This window comes from Streptomyces sp. NPDC001568 (assembly GCF_042893755.1).
GTDB lineage: Bacteria > Actinomycetota > Actinomycetes > Streptomycetales > Streptomycetaceae > Streptomyces.
Map to the genome: position 1 here is coordinate 93,143 of NZ_JBIAVF010000025.1, position 22,845 is coordinate 115,987.

Annotated in this window: 17 protein-coding genes; 9 read left to right on the plus strand and 8 right to left on the minus strand. The window is 72.7% G+C overall.

The features are described 5' to 3' along the window. Positions 1 to 4 precede the first annotated feature (4 nt). Positions 5 to 757: a hypothetical protein gene (locus ACFY0I_RS35135; RefSeq protein WP_388903477.1), complete on the minus strand. Its 753-nt coding sequence runs from the start codon at positions 755 to 757 to the stop codon at positions 5 to 7. Between the two features lie 355 nt (positions 758 to 1,112). On the opposite strand from ACFY0I_RS35135, the gene ACFY0I_RS35140 reads away from it, so the two are divergent. The 6 genes from ACFY0I_RS35140 (at position 1,113) to ACFY0I_RS35165 (ending at position 10,833) form a co-directional block, all read left to right on the plus strand. After that, positions 1,113 to 1,277, plus strand: a complete 165-nt coding sequence (locus tag ACFY0I_RS35140) for an FXSXX-COOH protein (protein WP_388903479.1) — start codon at positions 1,113 to 1,115, stop codon at positions 1,275 to 1,277. A 29-nt stretch (positions 1,278 to 1,306) separates the two neighbouring features. Then, positions 1,307 to 3,571 carry a radical SAM/SPASM protein FxsBH, inactivated beta-hydroxylase extension form gene (gene fxsBH, locus ACFY0I_RS35145; protein ID WP_388903481.1) on the plus strand — a complete coding sequence of 755 codons (2,265 nt, stop codon included), beginning with the start codon at positions 1,307 to 1,309 and terminating at the stop codon, positions 3,569 to 3,571. Positions 3,572 to 3,621: 50 nt separating this feature from the next. Next, the gene (locus ACFY0I_RS35150) at positions 3,622 to 4,389 is read left to right on the plus strand and encodes an aminoglycoside N(3)-acetyltransferase (protein ID WP_388903483.1); all 768 of its coding nucleotides are present in this window, start codon (positions 3,622 to 3,624) and stop codon (positions 4,387 to 4,389) included. 43 nt (positions 4,390 to 4,432) lie between these two features. Continuing rightward, a complete protein-coding gene (locus tag ACFY0I_RS35155) occupies positions 4,433 to 5,881 on the plus strand; it encodes a TIR-like protein FxsC (protein WP_388903601.1) in 1,449 nt (482 codons plus the stop codon). Beyond that, positions 5,865 to 9,851: an FxSxx-COOH system tetratricopeptide repeat protein gene (gene fxsT, locus ACFY0I_RS35160; RefSeq protein WP_388903485.1), complete on the plus strand. Its 3,987-nt coding sequence runs from the start codon at positions 5,865 to 5,867 to the stop codon at positions 9,849 to 9,851. Before ACFY0I_RS35155 ends, fxsT begins: the two co-directional genes overlap by 17 nt. An 85-nt stretch (positions 9,852 to 9,936) precedes the next feature. After that, on the plus strand, positions 9,937 to 10,833 hold the full coding sequence (locus ACFY0I_RS35165; RefSeq protein WP_388903604.1) for a DUF4231 domain-containing protein: 897 nt from the start codon (positions 9,937 to 9,939) through the stop codon (positions 10,831 to 10,833). A gap of 76 nt (positions 10,834 to 10,909) precedes the next feature. Here ACFY0I_RS35165 and ACFY0I_RS35170 read toward each other — a convergent pair whose 3' ends face one another. The 4 genes from ACFY0I_RS35170 to ACFY0I_RS35185 form a co-directional block, all read right to left on the minus strand. Continuing rightward, positions 10,910 to 11,389, minus strand: a complete 480-nt coding sequence (locus ACFY0I_RS35170; protein ID WP_388903487.1) for a hypothetical protein — start codon at positions 11,387 to 11,389, stop codon at positions 10,910 to 10,912. Positions 11,390 to 11,494: 105 nt separating this feature from the next. Next, the gene (locus ACFY0I_RS35175) at positions 11,495 to 12,388 is read right to left on the minus strand and encodes a S1 family peptidase (protein ID WP_388903489.1); all 894 of its coding nucleotides are present in this window, start codon (positions 12,386 to 12,388) and stop codon (positions 11,495 to 11,497) included. A gap of 162 nt (positions 12,389 to 12,550) precedes the next feature. Further along, positions 12,551 to 13,372 carry a DUF1684 domain-containing protein gene (locus ACFY0I_RS35180; RefSeq protein WP_388903491.1) on the minus strand — a complete coding sequence of 274 codons (822 nt, stop codon included), beginning with the start codon at positions 13,370 to 13,372 and terminating at the stop codon, positions 12,551 to 12,553. 118 nt (positions 13,373 to 13,490) lie between these two features. Continuing rightward, complete coding sequence (locus ACFY0I_RS35185) at positions 13,491 to 14,876, minus strand: DUF5685 family protein (RefSeq protein ID WP_388903493.1); 1,386 nt, start codon at positions 14,874 to 14,876, stop codon at positions 13,491 to 13,493. 285 nt (positions 14,877 to 15,161) lie between these two features. On the opposite strand from ACFY0I_RS35185, the gene ACFY0I_RS35190 reads away from it, so the two are divergent. Further along, positions 15,162 to 15,620: a cell division protein SepF gene (locus tag ACFY0I_RS35190; RefSeq protein ID WP_388903496.1), complete on the plus strand. Its 459-nt coding sequence runs from the start codon at positions 15,162 to 15,164 to the stop codon at positions 15,618 to 15,620. A gap of 9 nt (positions 15,621 to 15,629) precedes the next feature. On the opposite strand, the gene ACFY0I_RS35195 is transcribed toward ACFY0I_RS35190, so the two are convergent. Then, positions 15,630 to 16,832, minus strand: coding sequence for an acyl-CoA dehydrogenase family protein (locus tag ACFY0I_RS35195; RefSeq protein WP_388903499.1), 1,203 nt, complete (start codon positions 16,830 to 16,832; stop codon positions 15,630 to 15,632). 96 nt (positions 16,833 to 16,928) lie between these two features. Next, positions 16,929 to 18,641, minus strand: coding sequence for an MFS transporter (locus ACFY0I_RS35200; RefSeq protein ID WP_388903501.1), 1,713 nt, complete (start codon positions 18,639 to 18,641; stop codon positions 16,929 to 16,931). Between the two features lie 318 nt (positions 18,642 to 18,959). On the opposite strand from ACFY0I_RS35200, the gene ACFY0I_RS35205 reads away from it, so the two are divergent. After that, the gene (locus tag ACFY0I_RS35205; RefSeq protein ID WP_388903608.1) at positions 18,960 to 20,102 is read left to right on the plus strand and encodes a glycosyltransferase family 39 protein; all 1,143 of its coding nucleotides are present in this window, start codon (positions 18,960 to 18,962) and stop codon (positions 20,100 to 20,102) included. Between the two features lie 282 nt (positions 20,103 to 20,384). Continuing rightward, a complete protein-coding gene (locus tag ACFY0I_RS35210; RefSeq protein WP_388903504.1) occupies positions 20,385 to 21,470 on the plus strand; it encodes a phosphatase PAP2 family protein in 1,086 nt (361 codons plus the stop codon). Positions 21,471 to 21,798: 328 nt separating this feature from the next. Here the strand turns inward: ACFY0I_RS35210 and ACFY0I_RS35215 are convergent, their stop codons facing one another. Beyond that, on the minus strand, positions 21,799 to 22,776 hold the full coding sequence (locus ACFY0I_RS35215; RefSeq protein WP_388903506.1) for a helix-turn-helix transcriptional regulator: 978 nt from the start codon (positions 22,774 to 22,776) through the stop codon (positions 21,799 to 21,801). Positions 22,777 to 22,845 lie beyond the last annotated feature (69 nt).

Below are 22,845 nucleotides of genomic sequence, written 5' to 3' on the forward strand. Positions count from 1 at the left end.
GACGTCAGCCGGCGGCGGGGTGTTCGGGGTCGTAGTTCGTCAGGACGCAGTCGGGCACGGAGGCGAGCTGCTCCCGGTAGCCGGAGGGAGTGGTGAACCCGGGCACGCAGTTCAGGTAGAGGAACTGGGCCTGGTAGAGGCCGTAGTGGACGCTCTCGTCGTTGCTCTCCACCGCGACGTTCTCGCCGACGAGCAGTTTGCTCGCGGTGGCCTTGATCCGGCCGTCGTCCTTCAGGTCCGCCAACTGCGCCTCCTTGGCCTTGTTCTGGAGCTTCTCCATGTCCCCGACCATGTCGAGCCAGTTGAGGCGGTGCGCCCGTCGCTCGCCACCCGGTTGGCCGCACAGGGCGCGACTGGTGACGCCCCAGGCGAGCGGGTCGCCCTGCACGACCGGCAGGTAGTCGATCGACTCGATGGACACGGTGTCGGGGTCCGTGAAGAACCGGGTGCAGTCGGCGCTGGAGTGGACGAGCTTGCGCAGCTCGTCGATGTTCGCGGCCCGCGCCAGCCCGGAGCCGGCCTGCTTCGGCCGGGCGGACTTGCCGGAGGCCGTCGGGGTGGGTTCCGTCGGGGCCTGTGAACCCGGTCCGTCGGTGGCCGCGGAGGGTGAGGGGGAGGCCCCCGCGGATGCGGCGGAGGGGCCGGGGGCCGCCGCGTCCCGGGTGCTCGGCTCGGATCCCTCGCACGCCGTGAGCGCGGCGAGACAGAGGAGAACGGTGGCTGCGGCGGGTATCCGCTGGTGGCGCATGGCGCTCATTTCGTCGTCACGGCAGGTCACGGGTTGGTGGCGTGGACATGCTAGGCGTCGATGACATCTTGATCAAAAAGGTGGGTCGGCGGGGCGGTCCGGGGTCGGGTCGAATGTCGCGGAGGGCGTCGGGGCGGGTGCCGGGACGGGCGTCGGGGCGGGTGCCGGGAAAAAGGATCTTGACGTGTGGCAAACGGCCGAATGCCGGCTCCTGAGAAATGCGCCACGCTTTCCATAGAACGCTTGACCAGGCGTCATGTCTCGGTTGCCAATGGGGTGTGGCCGAGTAAAGTCCACGCTTGACGGCAGCAACGCGCTGGCGTCTCCCCCGCCCATTTCACATGGCCTCCCCGAGGACGGTGTCGTGAACACTTCCGCAACCCCCCCGACCAGCACGGACAGGGACCGTCGGGTCCCGCTCGCGCGGATCGACGTCCGCAGTGCGGCCGCCGCCGTGACGCTCGGCCGGATGCTTCCCTCGGAATCCGGTCATCACGTCCAGGCACCGATCTTCAACTCTGCGCTCTGACCCGGAAGTACGCGCTCTAGACTGGCGAAATGACCGGCCTGATCGCATTTCGCGAGATCGTCCTGAAGGTTCACAGCAGATGCGATCTCGCTTGTGATCATTGCTACGTCTACGAACACGCAGATCAGAGCTGGCGGGCCCGTCCGAAGGTGATCTCCCCCGGGGTCATTTCCCGGACCGCGTCACGGCTCGCCGAACATGCCCGTGACCATGCCCTCCCCTCCGTCACGGTGATCCTCCACGGAGGGGAACCCCTGTTGGCGGGCACCGCCCGACTCCGCCTCGTGTGCGAGGAGTTCACCCGCGCCCTCGCCGGCACGGCCGCCCTCGACCTGCGGATCCACACCAACGGGCTCCAGCTCAGCAGCCGTTACCTGGACCTCTTCGCCGAGTACGGCGTCCGGGTCGGCATCTCCCTCGACGGGGACCGCGCCGCCAACGACCGCCACCGCCGCTTCGCCGACGGCCGTACGAGCCACCCGCTGGTCCTCGCCGCGGTCGACCTGCTCCGCTCCGAGCCCTACCGCCGGCTCTACCAGGGCCTGTTGTGCACGGTCGACGTGGCCAACGACCCCGTCGCCGTCCTGGACGCCCTGGTCGAGCTGGAGCCGCCCCGGGTGGACTTCCTGCTCCCGCACGCCACCTGGGCCACCCCGCCGGCCCGACCCGACGGCGCCCCCGACGCCTACGCGCGCTGGCTGCTGCGGGTCTTCGACCACTGGGACCGGCTGGGGCGGCCGGTACCCGTACGGCTCTTCGAGTCCCTGCGCTCCACCCTGCGCGGCGGCCCCAGCCTGACCGAGTCCCTCGGACTCGCGCCGACCGACCTCGTCGTCGTGGAGACCGACGGGTCCCTGGAGCAGGTCGACTCGCTCAAGAGCGCCTACGAGGGCGCCGCCGCCACCGGGTTCAACGTCTTCGACCACTCCCTCGACGAAGTGGCCGCCCACCCCGGCGTCCGGGCCCGCCAACTGGGCCTGGCGGGCGTCAGCGACACGTGCCGCCGCTGCCCGGTCGTACGCTCGTGCGGCGGCGGCCTCTACACCCACCGCTACCGGGAGGACGGACCCACCGGGCCCGGCTTCGACCACCCCTCCGTCTACTGCTCCGACCTGCGCGAACTCGTGGACGGGGTGGAGGGGCGGACCGCGGCCCGCGAGGCCGCCCCCGAGCTCGCCGACCCCGCGGCACTCGCCCGGTCCCAGGCGGAGCTGACCCGGGTCCTGCTGGCCCGTCTGCACGAGGACCTCGCCGCCGACCCCGAATGGCTGCGCGCCTGGGAGTCACTGTCCGGGGTCGAAGCCGCCGGAGAGGCGGGCGCGGACGCCCTGGACGCCGTGCTGGACCACCCCTTCACCCGGACCTGGGTGCTCGCGGCCCTCGACACCGCCCGGGACGGTCGCCCGGACGGCCCCGGCGCGGCCCGCAGGCTCGCCGCGCTGAGCGCCGCCGCCGTGCTGCGGGGCGGGCTCGCCCTGCCCGCCGAAGTGGCCTACCGGGACGGCGAGGTGTACCTGCCGACGCTGGGCCTGCTCCGACTCGGGGAACCCGGCACGGACGGACGGGCCGCCCTGCGCGCCACCGACGAGGGGTACGCCGCCCGGGACGGCCGCGCCGAGCACCGCTTCGGCCCGGCGGCCGGCGACGCCCGCTGGTTCCCCGTACGGACCTGGTCCCCGGGGCCGGACGCGGCTCCGGTGGCGCTGGAGGACCTCGATCCGCACCGCAACTGCTTCGCCCGCCCGCCCAGGCTCCGCCTAGGGGCCGGGGAGGCCGACGCCTGGCGCAGCCGGCTCGGCGCGGCCTGGGCACTGCTGCACCGCACCGTCCCCGGGTTCGCCCGGGCCGCCGGCGCGGGGCTGAGCACGCTGACCCCGCTGGCCGGGGGCCCGCGGGCCGGGGGCTGGGGCGAGGCCGGACGACACGGGCCGGGGGCGCTCGGCGTCCCGTACGGGGCCGGGGTGCGGGAGACGGCCCTGGCCCTGCTGACCGGTCGGCGGCGGGCCCGGCTGCGGGAGCTGACCGAGGTGGCCGACCTGTACGCGCTGGACGGGGCCTGGCAGCACCCCTCGCCGTGGCGGGAGCGTCCGGTACCGGTGTCCCGGCTGCTGGCCGACGTGCACGAACGGGTCGCGGTGGAGGCGTACCGCCGGGCCACCGCCACCCACGAGCCGGACGGGGCGGACCGCATCCAGCGGGCACTGGAGCGGCTGGCGGGGGCGGCGGAGCTGACGGTGACCGGCAAGCGGCTGGTGGAGGAGTTGCACTGGGAGCTGAAGGCGGTCGACGCGTGAGCGCTCCCACGCCCCCGGCCGGCCGCACCCCCGGCCCGCTCGCGCTCGCCGTGCAGCTGCGGCTGCTCGGCGTGCGCCCCCGCGCGCGGCTGCTGGTGCACGCCGCGCTGGGCGGCACCGGCCTGCGCGCCGAGACCCTGCGCGACGCCCTGACCGGGCTCCTCGGTCCGCACGGCACCCTGGTCGTCCCGGCGTTCACCCCGGAGAACTCGCTGACCTCCACCGCCCACCGGGCGCGTACCGCGGGGCTGGACGAGCCGGGTGTACGGGCCTTCCGCGCCCGGATGCCCGCCTTCGATGCGGACCGCACGCCGAGCCGGGGCATGGGCGCCTTCGCCGAGGCCGTACGTACCGCGCCGGGCGCCGCGCGCAGCGACCATCCGCAGACCTCCTTCGCCGCGCTCGGCGCGGGCGCGCGCGAACTGTGTTCCGGGCACCGGCTCGAAAACCACCTCGGCGAGGAGTCGCCCCTGGGAAAGCTGTGTTGGGAGGGGGGTCAGGTTCTGATGATCAATGTGGGCTTTGCGTCCTGTACCGCTTTCCATCTCGCGGAGTACCGAATTCCGAAGCCCCCCTTGCGCATGTACGACTGTGTGGTGAAGGTGAACCTTCCGGGGGGAAGTGGTGGTCAGCAGGGGGGAGAGTGGACCACCTTCGAGGACGTCGCACTGGACGACAGCGATTTCGCCGTGATCGGCGGCGCATTCCCGGATTCCCGGGTGCGCAGGGGGCGGGTGGGAGGGGCTCCGGCCATGCTCTTCTCCATTCCGGACGCCGTCGACCACGCAATGAACTGGATGACCGAAAACAGACGCTGATTGACTGAACGATGAGGGGATGTGGCGAAGCAGCTCCGGAATGATGTTTCTTCGCTCGCATCTTCGGGACGGGGGTCGTGTGCCCGCATCAGTGCAGCCGTATTTTTTTCTCAGTTATGCGCATACACCGAGGTTCGGGGCCGGCGGTCCCGATCCCGACATGTGGGTCGAGCGCCTCTTCCGCGATCTCTGCAGCCACGTCATGGCACTGACCGACCTGCCCGCCGGATCGGACGCCGGCTTCATGGACCGCGAGATACGCAGCGGCGAGGGCTGGTCGGAGCGGCTCGGGGCGGCGCTCGCCACCTGCCGGGTCTTCGTCCCCCTGTTCTCGCCGCGCTACTTCGCCAGCGAGATGTGCGGGAAGGAGTGGTTCGCCTTCGCGCAGCGCGCCATCCAGCACGGCGCGGTCAGCAACGAGCGGGCCGAGGCCATCGTGCCCGCGCTGTGGGTGCCCGTTCCCCCCTCGCAACTACCGGGGCCGGCCGAGCGGTTGCAGTTCAACCACAACACCTTCGGCGAGCGCTACGTCACCGACGGGCTGTACGGGCTGATCAAACTGCGCGGGTACGCCGAGCAGTACGAGCGGGCCGTCTACGAGCTCGCCAAGCGCATCGTGCGGGTGGCCGAGACCGTCCGACTCGAACCCGTCCGTCCACTGGACTACCGGGTGGTGCCCAGCGCCTTCGGTCCCAGCGGCAGCCCGGCCCGCACGCTCCACGTGACCGTGGCCGCCGCCTCCCGGCACGACCTGCCCGACGGCCGCAGCCCCGAGTACTACGGGGAGAGCGCGCTGGACTGGAACCCGTACCACCCGGTCTCGCAGCGGCCCATCGCCTACGTGGCCGAGGACCTGGTCAAGAACCTCAACTACCGCACCACCATGTCGTCCTTCGACGACGAGTCGGGCCACTTCGACAGCAAGCAGCCGCCGACCCGGCCGGAGATCCTCATCGTCGACCGCTGGGCCGTGGAGGACGAACACCGCCGCCGCCGGCTGGCCGCCTTCGACCAGGAGGCCAGGCCGTGGATCAACGTGGTCGTGCCCTGGAACCGCTACGACCACCAGGGCCGGGCCAAGGAGGCCGAACTGGCCCGGAGGCTGGAGGAGACCCTGCCCGTCAAGATGGGCCAGGGCCGGGCCGCCTGCCGGGCCGCCGCGAACGGGGTGGCCAACATGGAGACGCTCGGGCAGATCCTGCCGCAGGTGGTCGAGGCCGCGGCCCAGCAGTTCCTCAGACACGCGCAGGTCTACCTCCCGGCGGGGAACAGCACCACCGAACGCCCGCGGCTGCTGGGGCCGATGGGGATGGGCGGCCCGCCCCTCCCCCCACCGGCCCCCTTCCCGCCCGACGCCCACGGCGGGCGCGGGGGGTCACGCGGGGGCCCGCAGGCGGGACCGCACGGCGGGCGGCACGGACCCGAAGGACGCGCAGGGCACGACGACCCACACGACACCGACCGGGGGGACGCGGATGACAGCGAGTCGTGACGACCGAGACGGACGCATCGTCACCTTCTATTCGTACAAGGGCGGCACCGGCCGGACCATGGCGCTGGCCAACACCGCCTGGATCCTGGCCGCGAACGGCAAGCGGGTGCTCGCCGTGGACTGGGACCTCGAGGCGCCCGGCCTGCACCGCTTCTTCCACCCCTTCCTGGACCCCTCCACGCTCGGGGCCACCACCGGGGTCATCGACCTGATCAGCGAGTACGCGTGGGCCGCCACCAGCCCGGTGCAGCGCGCGGACGACTGGCACAAGGACTACGCCCGGATACAGCCGCACGCCGTCTCGCTCACCCCGGAGAACCTGGGCTGGGAGTTCCCGGACGGCGGCACCCTCGACTTCGTCTCGGCGGGCAAGCAGAACCGCGAGTACTCGGCGACCGTGTCCACGTTCGACTGGGACAACTTCTACGACCGGCTCGGCGGCGGCCTCTTCTTCGACGCGTTACGCGCGGACATGAAGCGCGCCTACGACTACGTCCTGATCGACAGCCGCACCGGCCTGTCCGACATCGCCGACATCTGCACCGTCCACCTCCCCGACGTGCTGGTCGACTGCTTCACCCTCTCCGACCAGTCCATCGACGGCGCCGCCTCCGTCGCCCGGCAGATCGACGAGCGCTTCAACGACCGGGGCATCAAGATCTACCCCGTGCCGATGCGCATCGACGAGGGCGAGAAGGAGAAGGCCGACGCGGGCCGCGCGCTGGCCCGGATCAAGTTCGACCGCTTCCCGAACGGCCTGATCGGCGACGAACTCACCTCGTACTGGGGCGCGGTGGAGATCCCGTACCGCCCCTACTACGCCTACGAGGAGACCCTGGCCACCTTCGGCGACGAGGCCGGGCTCACCAACTCCCTGCTCTCCGCCTTCGAGCGGCTCACCACGGTGGTCACCGAGGGCGAGGTCACCTCCATGCCGGCCATCGGCGAGGAGGTCAGGTTGCGGATCAGGGACGCCTTCACCCGGCGGCGCCCGGCCCTGCCCGCCGACCTGTTCCTGTCCTACGTCGCCGAGAACCGGATGTGGGCCGACTGGATCGAGTCGGTGCTCACCCGGGCCGGCTTCCGGGTCGTCCCCCGGGACGTGTCCGCCGAGCGGGCGCCGGCGCCGGCCGCGGCGGGCGCCGGCGACACCCTGGGCGGGACGGGCATCGGCGTCGACACCGCGGCCCGGACCGTGGTGCTGCTCTCGAGCGCGTACCTCAAGTCGGCGCGGGCCGTCGACGTCTGGAACCGGGCCGCCGCCGAGGACCCGACGGGCGGCCGGCGGCAGCTGGTGCCGCTGCGGGTGGGCGACGTACGCCTCGCGACGCCGTACATCGACCGCAACCCGGTGGACCTGTTCCGGCTGGACGAGGTGCACGCGGCGACCGCCCTGCTGCGGGCCGTGGAGCGGCCGATGGCGCTGCCCGACAGCGTCGCCGGCGCCTCCCATCCCGGCCCCCGCTTCCCGGGCACGGTCCCGAAGATCTGGAACGCGCCGCCCCGCAACCCCGGCTTCACCGGCCGCAGCATCGTGCTGGAGCGGATGCGCGACCAGCTCGGCGGCGGCATGGCCGTGGTGCTGCCGCAGCCGCAGACGCTGTACGGGCTCGGCGGCGTCGGCAAGACGCAGGTGGCGTTGGAGTACGTGCACCGGTTCATGGCCGACTACGACCTGGTGTGGTGGATCTCCTCGGAGCAGACCGACGACGTGGTCGCGGCCCTCGCGGAGCTGGCGGTACGGCTCGGGGCGCAGACCGGCGAGGACATGTCGGCGGCGTCCCAGGAGGCGATCGACCTGCTGCGGCGCGGGGTGCCGTCCTCGCGCTGGCTGTTGGTCTTCGACAACGCGGACGATCCCGAGACGCTCAAGCGGTTCTTCCCGCCGGGAGGTCCGGGGCACGTCCTGGTGACCTCCCGCAACCAGTCCTGGTCGCAGTACGGGGACGCGCTGCCGGTGGACGTGTTCCTGCGCGAGGAGTCCATCGAACACCTCCAGCGGCGCGCGCCCGGGCTCTCCCAGGACGACGCCGAGCAGGTGGCCGTGGCGGTCGGCGACCTACCGCTGGCCGTCGAGCAGGCGGGCGCCTGGATCGCGGAGACCGCGACGCCGGTGTCGGCGTACCTGGAGCAGCTGGCCCAGCAGGCGGCCCGGGTCCTCGGACTGAACCAGCCCCCCGGCTATCCGGAGCCGGTGGCGGCGACCTGGAACGTGTCGATCGAGCGGCTCCAGTCCCGCTCCCCCGCCGCGGTGCGGCTGTTGCAGCTGTGCGCCTTCTTCGCGCCGGAGCCGATCTCGGCGAACCTGCTGTACAGCAAGGAGATGATCGACGCGCTCAAGCCGTACGACGCCTCGCTCCAGGAGAAGTTGGTGCTGGGCCGGGTGATCCGGGAGATCGGCCGGTTCGCGATGGCCAAGGTCGACCAGGTGAGCAACAGCATCCAGGTGCACCGCCTCGTACAGGCCGTGATCCGGGCGCAGTTGACGGAGGAGGAACAGCGGGAGGCGCGGCACGCGGTGCACCGGATCCTGGCGGGTGCCCGGCCGGACGACGACGAGCCGATAGACAATCCGGAGACGTGGCCGCGGTTCAACACCATCTGGCCGCACCTGAGTCCGTCGGAGGCGCGGTTCTGCAAGGAGCCGGAGACGCGCAGGTTGCTGATCGACCGGGTCCGCTACCTGTGGAAGCGCGGCGACTTCAAGGCGGCGTACGCGCTGGGCGAGGAGCTGCGCGACACCTGGAAGGAGACGCTGGGCAACGACGACCTCCAGTACCTGTACCTGCGTTTCCACCTGTCCAACATCCTGCGGTCGCAGGGTCGTTTCGTGGAGGCGAAGGAACTCGACGAGGTGACGCTGGAGCGGCAGCGGACGGCGCTGGGTCCCTCGCACCCGCACACGTACATGACGACCAGCGGCCTGGCGATGGACCTGGGCGCGCTCGGCCGGTACGGGGAGGCGATGGAGCTGGCGACGGCGGCGCACGAGGGGTTCGGGCAGATCTTCCACGAGGCGCACCCGCGCACCCTGGCGGCCGCGAACAACCTGGCGCTGAACCTGCGCATGATCGGGCAGTACGCGCGGGCCCGGGAGATCGACCAGGAGGTCTTCGACCGGCGCACGGAGGTGCTGGGCCCGGACCACCCGTACACCCTGTCCTCGGCGCAGAACCTGGCCCGGGACCTGCGCGAGGTGGGCCGGTACGAGGACTCGGTGCAGTTGCTGGGACGGACGTACGAGATCTACAAGCGGCAGCTGGGCCGGGCCTTCCCGGGGACGCTGTCGGCGGCGAAGAACCTGGCGGTGTCGCTGCGGCGGGCGGGCGAACTGGAGGACGCGCTGCGACTGACGACGGCGACCCGGGCCCGGTACCGGGCCAAGTACACCTCGGTCAACCCGGACCTGCTGGCCTGCGAGCTGAACCTGGCCGCGGACCTGTTCGCGACGGGGGATCCGGGCGCCGCCCGGGACCTGGCGCAGGACGTGGTGACCGAGTACATGAAGGTGCCGGGCGCGCGGCACCCGTACACCCTGGCCGCGGCGAACAACCTGGCGGTCTTCCACTGGGGCACCGGGGCGGCCGAGACGGCCGAGTCGATGCTGCGGCTGACGATCGGGCACATGCGCGACGTGTTGGGCGACAACCACCCGCACACGATCTTCGCCCACCTGAACCTGGCGAACGCGCGGGCGGACCTCGGTGACCCGGAGGGCGCCCTGGAGTTGGAGCGGCTCTCGGTGTTGCGGCTGCGCGAGGCCCTGGGGGCGCACCATCCGGAGACCCTGGCGAGCGCGTCGAACATGGCGGTGAGCCTGGACATGATGGGCCGCAAGGAGGAGGCGGCCCGGGTACGGGCGGAGGCGGTGGCCGAACTGGCCCGGCTGCTCGGGGAGGACCACGGTCTGACCCGGTACGCCCGTGACGAGCGGCGGGTCCACCGGGACCTGGAGCCGCTCGCCGTGTGATCCGACGGAGGGCGGCGGGGGTTCCGCGACCGCGGGGCCCCCGCTGCCCGCCACCCGACAGCAGGGGGGCGCTGTGACCGACAGCATGACCTTTCGCAACGAGGACCTGCCGGCCCTCTTCCACCACACCGACCAGGCGGCGATCTCCCGGCAGCGGGAGTCCGTGAAGGCCACGCGCGCGCAGTTGCTGCTGCTGGTCGCGGCCGCCGGGGCCGCCGCACTGCCGTCCGGGCCCGCCGTGGGTCCGTTGCACCTGTTCGGGGCGCTGAGCACGCTGGCGTACGCGGGGGTGCTGGCCGTGGGCGTACGGGCGACGCGGCGGCGGGCGCGACCGCAGTGGCAACTGAACCGCAGCGCGGCCGAGTTCATCAAGTCGTTGGCCTGGCGGTACGCCGTGCACGGGGCGCCGTTCGGCAAGGAGACCGAGGGGGTGGAGGCGGCGTACCGCACCCGGTTGGAGGCGGGGCTCGCCGAACTGCGCAAGATGGGCTGGCAGGATCCGCGGGCCTCGGGGCCGGTGCCGGAGGGCGGTGAGATCACCGGGGCGATGCAGCGGCTGCGCGGGATGGACTACCAGGTCCGTCGGGAGACGTACGTACGGGACCGGCTGATCGAGCAGCGCACCTGGTACCGGCGCAGGACGGAGGTGTCGCGGCGGGCGACCCGGGTGTGGTCGTGGACGATCGTGCTGCTGACCTGTCTCGCCCTGCTGTTCGCCCTGTTCGGGGCACTGGGTTCGGGTCCGGGGCCGCGGCTGACGGCGTTGCTGAGCGCGGCGGCGGCGGCCGGGATCGCCTGGAACGAGGTGCGGCGCCACCATCCGCTGATCGAGGCGCACACCCTGATCGAGCAGGACCTGTCGGCGATGATGGTCGTGATGCAGACGACGATCACCGAGGCGCAGTGGCCGTCCAGCGTGTACGAGACGGAGCGGTACGTGTCACCGCAGCACACCGACTGGTTGGCACGGCACAGCAGTTGAGACGGCACGGCGGTCGAGGCGGCACGCCGGTTGAAACGGCACGGCGGTCGAGGCGGGGCTCGGGGCGGGGCGCGGCTCAGTCCCGGGCCACGCCCTCCCGCCAGATGACGGTGACGGGTTTGCCGAGGGCCCTGGCGTAGGCGACGATCTCGGCGGTGCCGCCGTGGCCGCGGGCGGGCAGGCCGTCCCAGACGGCGACGAGCCGGTCGCAGGAGTCGGCGATCCAGGTGCCGGCGGCGTAGTAGGCCTCGTCGGTGGAGCGGGGGAACGCCATCCGGACCTCCTGGGTGGCGCGCAGCCGCAGGCGCCGGTAGCCGGCGAGGGCGTCCGCGTCGTCGAAGGTCTCCTCGTAGTCGCCGCTGGGGATCACGACGGTGAGGTCGGCGCCGCGTTCCAGGGCGATGTCGGCGAAGAGCTGGTCGGCTCCGTCGGCGAGGCTGGAGAGCGCCTCCAGCGGCCCCTCGTGCGACGCCAGTAGCGCCCGCAGACCCTCCCTCACGTGTCCGAGGGCCTCGCTCGGGATGGTCCGGTGTCCGGTCACGCCGATGCGCTTCATGTGGAAACCTGCGTGCGGCAAACCTGCCTCCCCCAAGGACGCGAGCACCTGGACATCCTCCCAGAAGGCGGGAGGACGTCCAGGGGCGCGACGGGGGCGCGTGCGTCAGTAGACGCTGACCCCGTAGGCGTTCAGGGCTTCCACGACGGGCTGGAAGTAGGTCGTTCCGCCCGAGGAGCAGTTGCCGCTGCCGCCGGAGGTGAGGCCGACGGCGCGGGTGCCGGAGTAGAGCGGGCCGCCGCTGTCGCCGGGTTCGGCGCACACGTTGGTCTTGATCATGCCGTAGACCACGTCGCCGCCGCCGTAGTTGACGGTGGCGTTGAGGCCGGTCACCTTGCCGCTGTGGATGCCGGTGGTGGAGCCGCGCCGGGTGACGGACAGGTTGACGGTGGCGTTGATCGCGCTGGTGATGTCCTGGCTGCCGACGGTGCCGGGCGGGACGGGCGTGTTGCTCGCGTACTTGATCAGGCCGTAGTCGTTGGTCGGGAAGCTGGAGCCGGTGGTGGAACCGAGCACGTTGGTCTTGGCGGAGTTGGTCCACCAGGTGCCCGCGCCGTCGGTGCAGTGACCGGCGGTGAGGGCGTAGTAGTTGCTGCCGCTGCGCACGTTGAAGCCGAGCGAGCAGCGCCAGCTGGAGGCGTAGATGGCGTCGCCGCCGGAGGCGAGCTTGGTCAGCTTGCCGGGGGTGCGTTCGATGCGCAGGGCGCGGGCGTCGGCCCCGGCCTCGCGGCGGAGTCTGGCCAGGTCGGCGGCGCTGACGGTGGAGTCGGCGGTGACCACGAGGGTGCCGGTGGCGGCGTCGGTGTGCCAGGCGGTGCCGGCGACGTCGGCCCGTAGGACGGAGGCCTCGGCGGCGGCGAGCCGGGCGGCGCTGAAGCCGTTGTCGGTGGGTTCGGGTGCGGCGGCGCTGGCGGCCGTGGGGGCGGCGAGTGCGGCGACGGCGGCCAGGCCGGTGGCCGCCGCGAGCAGCCTGACACGGGTGATGCGATTGATCCTCACTGCACGTCCTCCCGGAAGGGGGTCGGGGGCCCGGCGGTCGTGGGGGTGCCGGAGCCCGTGAGCGGCGGTGGGGGCAGGGCGTGCGGGTGGGGTCGCACCCCGCACATTTTCGCCGTGCCCCTGACAAGTCCGCCGAATGACGCTGACGGGAGTGTCACGGCGTCAGATACCGGCGACAAGGGCGTCTTTCAGCCTCCGCTCCCCCGCCGCGACCGCGAAGGGCAGGGTGTTGCCCGGGGGCGGGAAGGGGCAGACGAAGTGATCGGCGAAGGCGCAGGGCGGGAGCAGGGCCCGGTTGAGGTCGACGGTGATGCTCCCGTCGGCGGCCGGGATCCCGGGCCGCAGGAACCGAAAGCGGTAGCTGGAACGGCCGCCGGTGGTGTCCCCGAAGACGGCCCAGAGGCTGCCGTCCTCGCCGTCCACGGCCACCTGGAGGGAGTACGGACTCCCCCGGTACGAGAAGCTCAGCTCGCCCCCGAGCCCGAGGCCGCGCTCGCGCCCGTCGACGTTCGCCACCTGGACCGTCCGGTCCTCGCCGTACGGTCGGAAGCGGCCGGGCAGCGCGAAATCGGGGTCGTACGCGGTGGCCTCGATCCCGGGGAAGGCCCGCCGGGCGGGCGCGGCGGGGTCGTAGGCGCGCAGCGCCCACTCCCCCTCCCGGCGGATCACGACGAGCCGCACGTCCCCGACGCGGACCCGGGAGTCCGCGGGCCGGCCCTCGTCGGCGTCGAGGACGGCGTCCCCGACGAAGGGCTCGCCGTCGAGCGTGAGCCCGTCCTCGGCGGTGGCGCTCAGCAGAACGCCGCCGTCGGTGGCGCGCCAGCGGCCCGGAACGGCCGGAATTCGACCTTCCGGGTGCTCGGTCCCGGCCTCGGAGAGCCAGTGGGTACCGGTCAGCGTCAGGGGTCCGTAGGGCCCGGAAACGGTGGCCGTCCGGTGCTCGTGCCACTCCCGCCAGGCCGTGGCGGCGTCATCGTCACTCATGGCGCTCAACCCTTCCACACGCGCCCGGGCGGGAATCCCCCGGTACGCCGTCCGGGTCCACGGAAACTGACGCAGTCTCAGGAAGCCGCCGGCCCGGCGCCTCGGCGCCCGCCGACCGTCAGCAGTCGCACCCGCAGCAGTTGCAGTCGCAGCACCCGCCGTCCCCGCCGCCGCTCCCGCCGCCCGAGCCGCCCGTGGGAGAGGAGTTCGGCCGGCAGCAGTCACAGCATTCGCAGGCGTCGCACCACGGGTCACGCTTCTTCCGCGACCACGGCCCCTCGTGCTCGGTGCAGCAGATCTGGCAGGTGCAGAACAGCCCGATGGCCACGGCGCAGCCCGCCAGCAGTCCGCGGCGCGGCTTCTGCCCGGAGGGGCCGCCGTGACCGCCCCCGCCTCCGTGGCCGCCGTGACCGCCACCACCACCCGGCCCCCACGGGCCGCCGGGGCCCATCGGCGGCGGCCCGGCCGGCCCGCCGGGGGTCGGCTGCTGCCCGTACGGGTTGCCGCCCGCACCTCCGTACGGTCCGCCCTGGCCGTACGGACCACCCGCGTACGGACCGCCCGCGTAGGGCCCGCCCTGGCCGTACGGGCCGCCCTGGGGCTGCCCGGGTCCGGGGTCCGCGGCGTTCGCCACGCCGTGCCGACAGGTGCCGGTCCCGAAGGCCCGGTCCACCGAGGTGCGCAGTTCGTGCACCAACAGCCGGTGGGCGAGTCCCGCGTCGGCGAACTCGACCTCGTCCAGCGACAGCCGTATCCCGTGCAGCGCGTCGTCGCACAGCCGGCGGGCCTCGGTCAGGGAGGTCCCGGTGGCGGTGAGCGGGTTCCAGGCGCCCGCCGCGGCGTCGGCGCTCTGGTCCTCGACCGCGTCCAGCAGGTGCGCGAGCCGCCCGAAGTACCGGCCGGCCTCGGCGAGCGCGGACCCGTTGCCTGGCCGCCCCGCGAGGATGGCGGTATGGGCGAAGGCGGCCGCGGTCGCGGTCTCCGTCGGCTCGGTCACCAGCAGCACGGAGGTGCCGCGCCCGGCCAGGGTCTCGATGCCGCCCTGCCGGTCCACCGCGTCGACGAGGACCGCCGTGTCGAAGCCGAGCGAGGCGCCGGTGCGGGCGCCGGCCCGGTCCCAGCCGCGGGCCACCTTGCGCGCGGCGGCGGCGATCGGGGCGCGGGCCAACAGCCCGTCCCGGTCGGCCACGTGGTCGCGCACCTTCGCGGACGCCAGTACGAGGGAGACGGCGGCCGCGAGCCTGGCCCCCTCGCCGTTCGCGACCGGGGCGGTCCGCATGCCGCGCAGCGGACAGGGGCCCGCCGTGCGCCGGGCGCCGGGCAGCGGACCCGACTGAGCCTCCGTCAGAACGGAGACGAGCAGCCCGTCGTAGTTCGTGACGATGCGTGCGAACTGACCGTGGTCACCACGAAGTGCCAGGCAGAGTCCACAAAGATGGGCCATCCACTCCGTTTTGAACCGCTCGCCGAGCCGGTGCGTGCAAGGTCTGACAATGCCGAACAATCCGGTTCCCCCGTGTGTGATCCGCGGTTTTCCCGGGCATCGTATCCAGCCAGGTCGTTCACCCGTACGCCGCAAGGGCTCACCCGGACGGCGGCGGCGGTCGTATTTTCACTCAGACAGCAGCGGCAGCCGCCCTGAATCCTTGACCGTGCAACGGATGTTCTGCACCAGTCCCGTCACGAAACCCCTGCGCGGCGACTATCCACTTGGCGCGTTGTCAGCATCATGGACGACCATAGGGGCAACGGAGAAGAAGAAGACTGGCCACGGTGAAAGGAGGCGTCCATGGGTTCGGTACGCAAGGCGAGTGCCTGGTTGGGTCTCGTGGAGGACAACGACGACGAGCGGTACTACGACGACGACTACGCGGAGGCGGTGGAGCGCCAGCAGGGCTCGGTCTCCGGCCCCGGCGACCAGTGGGTCACCGATCCCCGTGTGAAGGTCGCCTCCGAGTCGGCCGTCGAGCAGGGCCGGCGCATCGCGACGGTGACGCCGGACGGCTTCCGTGACGCCCGCGGCATCGGCGAGCTGTTCCGCGAGGGCGTCCCGGTCATCGTGAACCTGTCGTCGATGGACCCGGGCGACGCGAAGCGGGTCGTCGACTTCGCGGCCGGTCTGACCTTCGGCCTGCGCGGTTCGATCGAGCGGGTGGCGACCAGGGTCTTCCTCCTGACCCCGGCCGACACCCAGATCGTCAACGGTGAAGCGGGCGGCCGCTCGCGCGACTTCTTCAACCAGAGCTGAGCGGGGCCCTCACCGGAAGGCGTCGAGCCCGGTGAGTGCCTTGCCCAGCACCAACTGGTGCATCTCCACGGTGCCCTCGTAGGTGAGCACCGATTCGAGGTTGGTGGCGTGCCGCATCACGGGATATTCGAGCGAGATCCCGTTGGCACCCAGGATGGTCCGCGCGGTCCGACAGATATCGATGGCCTCGCGGACGTTGTTGAGCTTGCCGAAGCTGATCTGCTCCGGCCGCAGCGTGCCCGCGTCCATGCGCCGGCCCAGGTGGTGGGCGAGCAGGATGCCCTTGTGGAGTTCCAGTGCCATGTCCGAGAGCTTGGCCTGCGTGAGCTGGAACCCGCCGATCGGCCTGCCGAACTGCTCCCGCGTCCTCGCGTAGTCGAGCGCGGATTCGAAACTGGCGCGCGCCGCGCCCATGGAACCCCAGATGATCCCGTACCGCGCGTGGCTGAGGCAGCCCAGCGGTCCCTTGAGCCCGGTGACGCCCGGGAGCACCGCGTCCGCCGGCAGACGTACGTCGTCCATGACGAGTTCGCTGGTCACCGAGGCGCGCAGCGACCACTTGTGCTTGATCTCCGGCGCGGAGAACCCGGCCGTGTCCGTGGGCACGGCGAAGCCGCGGATGCCTTCGTCGGTCTGCGCCCAGACCACGGCCACGGCGGCGACCGAACCGTTGGTGATCCACATCTTGCGGCCGTTCAGCACCCAGTCGCCGCCGTCCCGCTTGGCGTGGGTGCGCATCGCCGCGGGGTCGGAGCCCACGTCGGGTTCGGTGAGTCCGAAGCAGCCGATCAGCTCGCCGGCCGCCATGCCCGGCAGCCAGCGCTGCTTCTGCTCCTCGGAGCCGTACTTGTGGATCGCGTACATGGCCAGGGAGCCCTGTACGGAGACCAGCGAGCGGATCCCGGAGTCGGCGGCCTCCAGCTCCAGGCAGGCCAGGCCGTACTGGACGGCGCTCGCACCGGCGCACCCGTAGCCCTCCAGGGACATGCCGAGGGCCCCGATCGAGCCGAGTTCGCGGGCCAGCTCGCGGATGCCGGGGAGCTCGCCGTCCTCGTACCACTGCGCGATGTGCGGCAGGACCCGGTCGGCGGCCCAGGAGCGGACGGTGTCGCGGACCGCGAGGTCCTCGGGGCCGAGGAGCTCGTCGAGGCCGAGCGGATCGGTGGGGACGAAGGGCGTCTTCGGCGCGGATGACGCAGACGAGGCGGACAAGAGGGGCCTCCCGGCAGGCACGTGGGCGAAACCTAGCAGTGCAAGTTTGTCGCCGGGCGCGCCCCGGGTCCACCCCCGACTTCCGGGGGCGTGCCGTCAGGCGGTGCGGCCGGGCCGCCCGCCGACGGCCGGGTCGCGTTCGGACGTGGCCGGCCCGGGGATCCGCGCGCCGGCGGTCGAGGCCGGGGCCGTCGACTGCGCGGGGAGCCGTACGGACCGCTCCGCTCCGGTTTCGCCTTCCCCGACCGGCTCGGTGTTGTCCATGGTGCGCGGCAGCTTGAGCGCCATGACGGCGCCCGCCAGCAGCAGCGCGGCGCTGACGACGAGGGTGACGTGCAGGCCCTGCACGAAGGAGTGCCGGGCGGCGGCGTAGAGGGACTCCCCCGCCGGGCCGCCGAGCCGGGCGGCGATCTGGTAGGCCTCACCGAGGGAGTGCGCGGCCCCCGCGGAGTCGGCGGCGGAGACACCGGGGACCTGGTGGAGTCCGGGCGCGTAGGCGGCGTTCATCACGCTGCCGAGCAGCGCGATGCCCATGCCCGCGCCGAGCTGGTACGAGGTCTCGCCTATGGAGGCCGCGCCGCCGGCGGTGGCCGACGGGGCCTCGCTCAGCATGGACTCGTAGGCGGCGAACAGAGTGGTCTGGAGGCCGAAGCCGAGCAGGACGAAGCCGACGGTCAGCAGCACGGGCCGGTCCTGCTGGCCCATCAGCGTCAGCAGCAGGACCGCGCCGGCGGTGAGCACGAAGCCCAGCGAGACCATCGTGCGGGGGCCGACCCGCTGGAGGGTGTACGAGCCGGTGGCGCCCGCGGCCATGGCGGCGAAGGTGAGCGGCAGCAGCCGCAGCCCGGTCTCCAGCGGGCTCAGGTGCAGCACCAGCTGGAGGTACTGGACGGCGATCAGTTCGAGGCCGACCAGGGCCAGCATGGCCAGCACGATGCAGCCGACGGAGGTGGAGAAGGCGGCCCGGGAGAACATCCGCATGTCGATCAGCGGGTGCTCGCGCCGCTTCTGGCGGCGCACGAAGAGGATCAGCAGGGCCGCGCCGACGGCCAGCGGGACCAGCGCCTCGGGGTCGGCGAGGTGCCGTTCGGCGCCGATCCGTTTGATGCCGAGCACCGAGCCGAGCACGCCCGCGGCGGCCATCAGCGCGCCGAGGACGTCCCAGGGGCCGTCGGAGGAGCCCTTGGACTCGGGCAACAGCCAGCGGCCGAGCGGGAGGATCAGGGCCATCAGCGGAATGTTGATGAGGAAGACGGAGCCCCACCAGAAGTGCTGGACGAGGAATCCGCCGAGCACGGGCCCGCCGGCCGCGCCGATCGCGGCGACGGCGGTCCAGATGCCGATGGCCAGGGCCCGCTCGCGCCGGTCGGGGAAGACCTGGCGCAGGATCGACAGCGTGGCCGGCATGATCATCGCGCCGCCGATGCCGAGCAGGGCGCGCGCGGCGATCAGGACCTGGGCGCTGTCGGCGAAGGCGGCGATGGCGGAGGCGACGCCGAAGAGCGCGTAGCCGAGGAGCAGGATCCGGCGGCGGCCGACGCGGTCACCGAGGGTGCCGAAGAGGATCAGGAGCGCGGCGCAGACCAGGGGGTAGGCGTCGACGATCCACAGGAGCTCCATCGCGCCGGGGCGCAGGTCCTCCGTGACGGAGGGGACGGCCACGTGCAGGATCGTCGCGTCGAGGGCGACGAGCACCAGGCTGACGCACAGCACCGCGAGGACCAACCAGCGGTTCGCCCCGCCGGAGACCGCGCCGAGCCGCTGCCGCAAGGAAGGGGTCCTGTCGCCGGTCATGTGCGTGCCCGACATGCATGTACCTCCCAGGTGATCCCTCACACTCGGCGGACCTGCGTCGTCGGCCCGCCGCGGGTGGTGCGCTTGCGGCGTCCAACGGGGTCCGGCATCGACACGCGAGTGAACGGTCAGCGTACGCGAGTTCGCGTGTCCGACACGTGGTCAAGCTCTCACCTCGGCGACGGCCGGCCTGTGGTGTGCGCCACTCACCCGATCCTCCTTCCTCCGGGTATCCGCCCGTACGCGTTGCGTGGTCGCGGGTCGGCGGCGCGGCCGGGCGGCTACGGCGCCGGGAGCCGGGCCCGCGAGACTGTCGGGGTGAACGACACGCCCGTGACCCCCGAGACCGATGTGACCGAGCCGCCCCCGGAGCCCTCCCGACTCCGGCGGGCCGCCCCCGCCCTGGCGGCCTTCGCGGCCGTCCGCCTGCTCGGCCTCGCCGTCCTCGCGGTCTGGGGGGCGGTGGCCGGCAGCAGTCCCCACACGCTGCTCTCGGCCCGCTGGGATTCGCTCTGGTACGCCCGGATCGCCGCCGAGGGCTACGGGTACGAGGTGGTCCTGCCGAGCGGGGCCGTCCATTCCAACCTGGCGTTCTTCCCTCTCCTGCCGTGGCTGGAGCGGCTGGTGGCGGCGGTCACGGGGCTCTCGTACGGGTCGGCGGGACTGGTCGTCTCGGTGGTGGCGGGGTTCGCCGCCGCCTGGGGGATCTTCGCGGTGGCCGACCTGCTCCTCGGGCGCCGCGCCGGGATCCTCGCGGTGGCGCTGTGGGCGGCGCTGCCCGTCGGCGTCGTGCAGTCCATGGCGTACAGCGAGGCCCTGTTCACGGCGCTGGCCGCGTGGGCGCTGTACGGGGTGCTGCGCGGGCACTGGATCACGGCCGGCCTGCTCGCGGCCGGGGCGGGACTGACCCGCCCGGTCGGCGCCGCCGTCGTCGCGGCGCTCTGGGTGGGGGCCGCCCTGGCGTGGCGGCGCGGCGAGGGTTCCCGGCGGACGGCCGTCGGGGTGCTGCTGGCTCCGCTGGGGGCGGCCGCGTACGTGCTGTGGGTGGGGCACCGGACCGGCGGCGGGCTGTTGGGGTACCTGGACGTACAGGCCGGCTGGGGCAACGGCTTCGACGGGGGCTGGGCCTTCGCCCGGTTCATCGGGGCGCGGCTCGCCTCCTCCGCCTTCCTCGCCGGTGCGGGCCTGATCGTCGGCGTGCTGCTGGTGCTGTGGCTGTACCGGCTGTGCGTCCGGCAGCGGCAGCCCGCCGCGCTGCTCGTGTACTGCGGGATCGTCGTGGCGCTGGCCCTGTGCGCCTCCGGGTACTTCGGTTCCAAGCCCCGGCTGCTGCTGCCGGCGTTCCCGCTGTTGCTGCCGGTGGCGGCGGCCCTGGGCCGGTGGGGGACGCGACGGGCGGCGGCGGTGCTGGGCGCGGTGGCCGTCGGATCGGCGGTGTACGGAGCCTTCTGGCTCAACGGGTCCGGACCTCCGTAGGACGGCCGCGGGACGGCCTCCGTACCGGTCAGGCGGACACGACCACGGAACGGATCATTCCAATCCATGATTGGGCAAAGGAATTGACCTGCGGCAATAAGTGTCGGGTAAGTATGCAGATAATTACGCCGCCGGGGTCGCGGGAGTTGAATCCCCGGAGTTCCAACCGGTGCCGCAATAACGGGAATTAAGTACTGCGTGAGACGCACTCCACATCACATGGTCATCACAAAGCCCGCGATTCGACCGGGCTGCCCTTCGACGCGCGGTAACGTCGATTGAGTGCGTACCGACCAATTGCTGACCCGGCTGGAGCCGGTGTTCGCCCGGCTGGACCGGGAACCGGAGCGACCGGCTCATCTGCAAACCCCGCGGATGAGCCGGCACCGCGTCGTGCTCCTCGCCTCGACCCTCGCGTTCTACCTCGCGATCGTCGTGGCCGTGCTGATGACGTCCTGGCTCGTCCGGCTGGACTGGCAGATCATGTTCTTCCGGCCCTACGAGCAGTGGCCGCAGTTGCACGCCTTCCTCGACTACCTCGTCGTACTGGGCCAGCGCGGTCCCACCGCGGTGATGGTCGCGGCCTGGCTCGGCTGGCGCTCCTGGCGCCAGCACACGCTGCGTCCGTTGATCACCCTCGGCGTGGCCCTGCTGCTGCTGAACATCACCGTCGGCGCCGTGAAGCTCGGCCTCGGCCGGCTCGGCCCCCACTACGCGACCAGGATCGGCTCCGCCGAGCTCTTCGCGGGCGGCGATATATTTCCTTCCGGCCACACCGCCAATGCCGTCGTGACCTGGGGAATCCTGGCCTACCTGGCATCCACCACGGTCACCCGGCGGGTGCTGTCCATCGTCTCCGCGGTGGTCTCCCTGAGCGTCGGCGCCACCACCGTGTACCTCGGCACGCACTGGGTGTCCGACGTCCTGCTCGGCTGGACGGCCGGTCTCCTGATCATGCTGGCGCTGCCCTGGTTCGAGCCGCTCATCGCCCGCGCCGAGGCCTACGTCTTCGAGCTGCGCGAGATGCTCCGGCGTCGGCTGGAGGAGGGGCGGATCTCCGAGCCCGTCGCGGCTGCGCTCACCCCGCTGCTCTCCGCGGGCGGCAAGTGGCAGCCCCGGCGCGCCACCGGGTCGGACTCCCCGGCCACCGCGCCGGTCACCTCCCCGGCCGCCACGCCGGCCGCCGCGCCGGTCGCCGCGGCGGCCGCGCACTCCCCCACGCTGCGCCCCGCGGCCCACACGTCGCCCCGGCCGCACCTGATCCGCTCCGAGCGCACTCCGGTCACCCCGGCCGGCAGCCGCCGACCGGCGCACACCGAGCGGGCGGGCAGCCGGGGCACCGCGGCCCGTCCGGCCACCGGGGGCTGAGAACACCGCGCGGGACGGTACGCACGCCCTCCCCGCGCCCACGAAGGCGGGCCGGTCACCTGACCGGCCCGCCTTCGTCGTTCATATACCCGGCCCGTCAGCCTCGCGCCCGGATGTTCCTCCGTACCGGGTCACGCTTGTGTCACGGGTTGTCGACGGTCGAATGCCCGCCGGGCGCGGCGCGCGATCCGCCCGCCGAGGCCGAGCGGCATTCTTTCCCGCCTCCCGCCCACCATCATCGGAACCCCTTTCGAATTCCGGTCGCGAGGCGCCGAATTACCCCCGCGCATTGGGCGGTGCCGCACCCTCGGAGACCCGACCTCCGCCCTCACCTTTTGTCCGTTACGCCTTCCAGGGAGCGGCCGAGAAGGTCCCGCGCGGACCTGATCCGATCGGTCAGCTCGACCGGCTCCACCACCTCGAACTCACAGCCGAGCAGCATCAGGTGAATCACCAGGACGTCGAGGCTGACCGCCCCGGTGCGCAGCAGACAGCTCCGCGCGTCGAGCGGCTCCAACGCCCCGTCCGCGGGGCCCACGAACCGGGCGGCCTCCTCGGCCGGGATCCGCAGCCGGACCAGGGCCTGGGCCGCCCAGGCCCGTTGTGAGACGCCCCGCGAGACGTACGCGGCCAGGTCCTCGGCGGGACCCGGCCGCGCGGGGAAACGCGGACCGTGCGGCGGGCGGGGTTCGATCCGGTCCGCCCGGAAGGTCCGCCAGTCCTCCCGGTCGACGTCCCAGGCGACGAGGTACCAGCGGCGCTCGGTGCACACCAGCCGGTGCGGCTCCACGGTGCGCCGGCTGACGTTCCCCTCGTGGTCGCGGTATCCGAAGCGCAGCCGCTCGGCGTCCCGGCACACGGCGGCCAGCTCGGTCAGCACCGACGGGTCGACGGTGGAGGGGGCGGGCCCGCGCAGCATCGACACGGTGAACTCGTTGAGGGCCGACACCCGCCGCCGCAGTCGCGCCGGCAGTACTTGTTCCAGCTTGGCCAGGGCCCGTACGGAGGCCTCCCCGATCCCCTCGACCCCGTTGCCCGCCGCCGTCCTCAGACCCACGGCCACCGCGACGGCCTCGTCGTCGTCGAGGAGCAGCGGCGGCAGTTCGGCCCCCGCCCCCAGCTGGTACCCGCCGCCGGTGCCGGGGCTGGCGTTCACCGGGTACCCGAGTTCGCGCAGCCGGTCCACGTCCCGACGGACGGTACGCGGCGTGACGCCGAGCCGGTCGGCCAGATCGGCCCCGGTCCATTCTCGGTGGGCCTGCAACAGGGACAGCAGACGCAGCAGTCGTGCGGAGGTCTCCAGCATCCCCGTAGTCTCGCCGACCACCGCGGCGACCCTGCCGGGCCCCCGCGGGGCGTACGGGGTCCGGGCTCG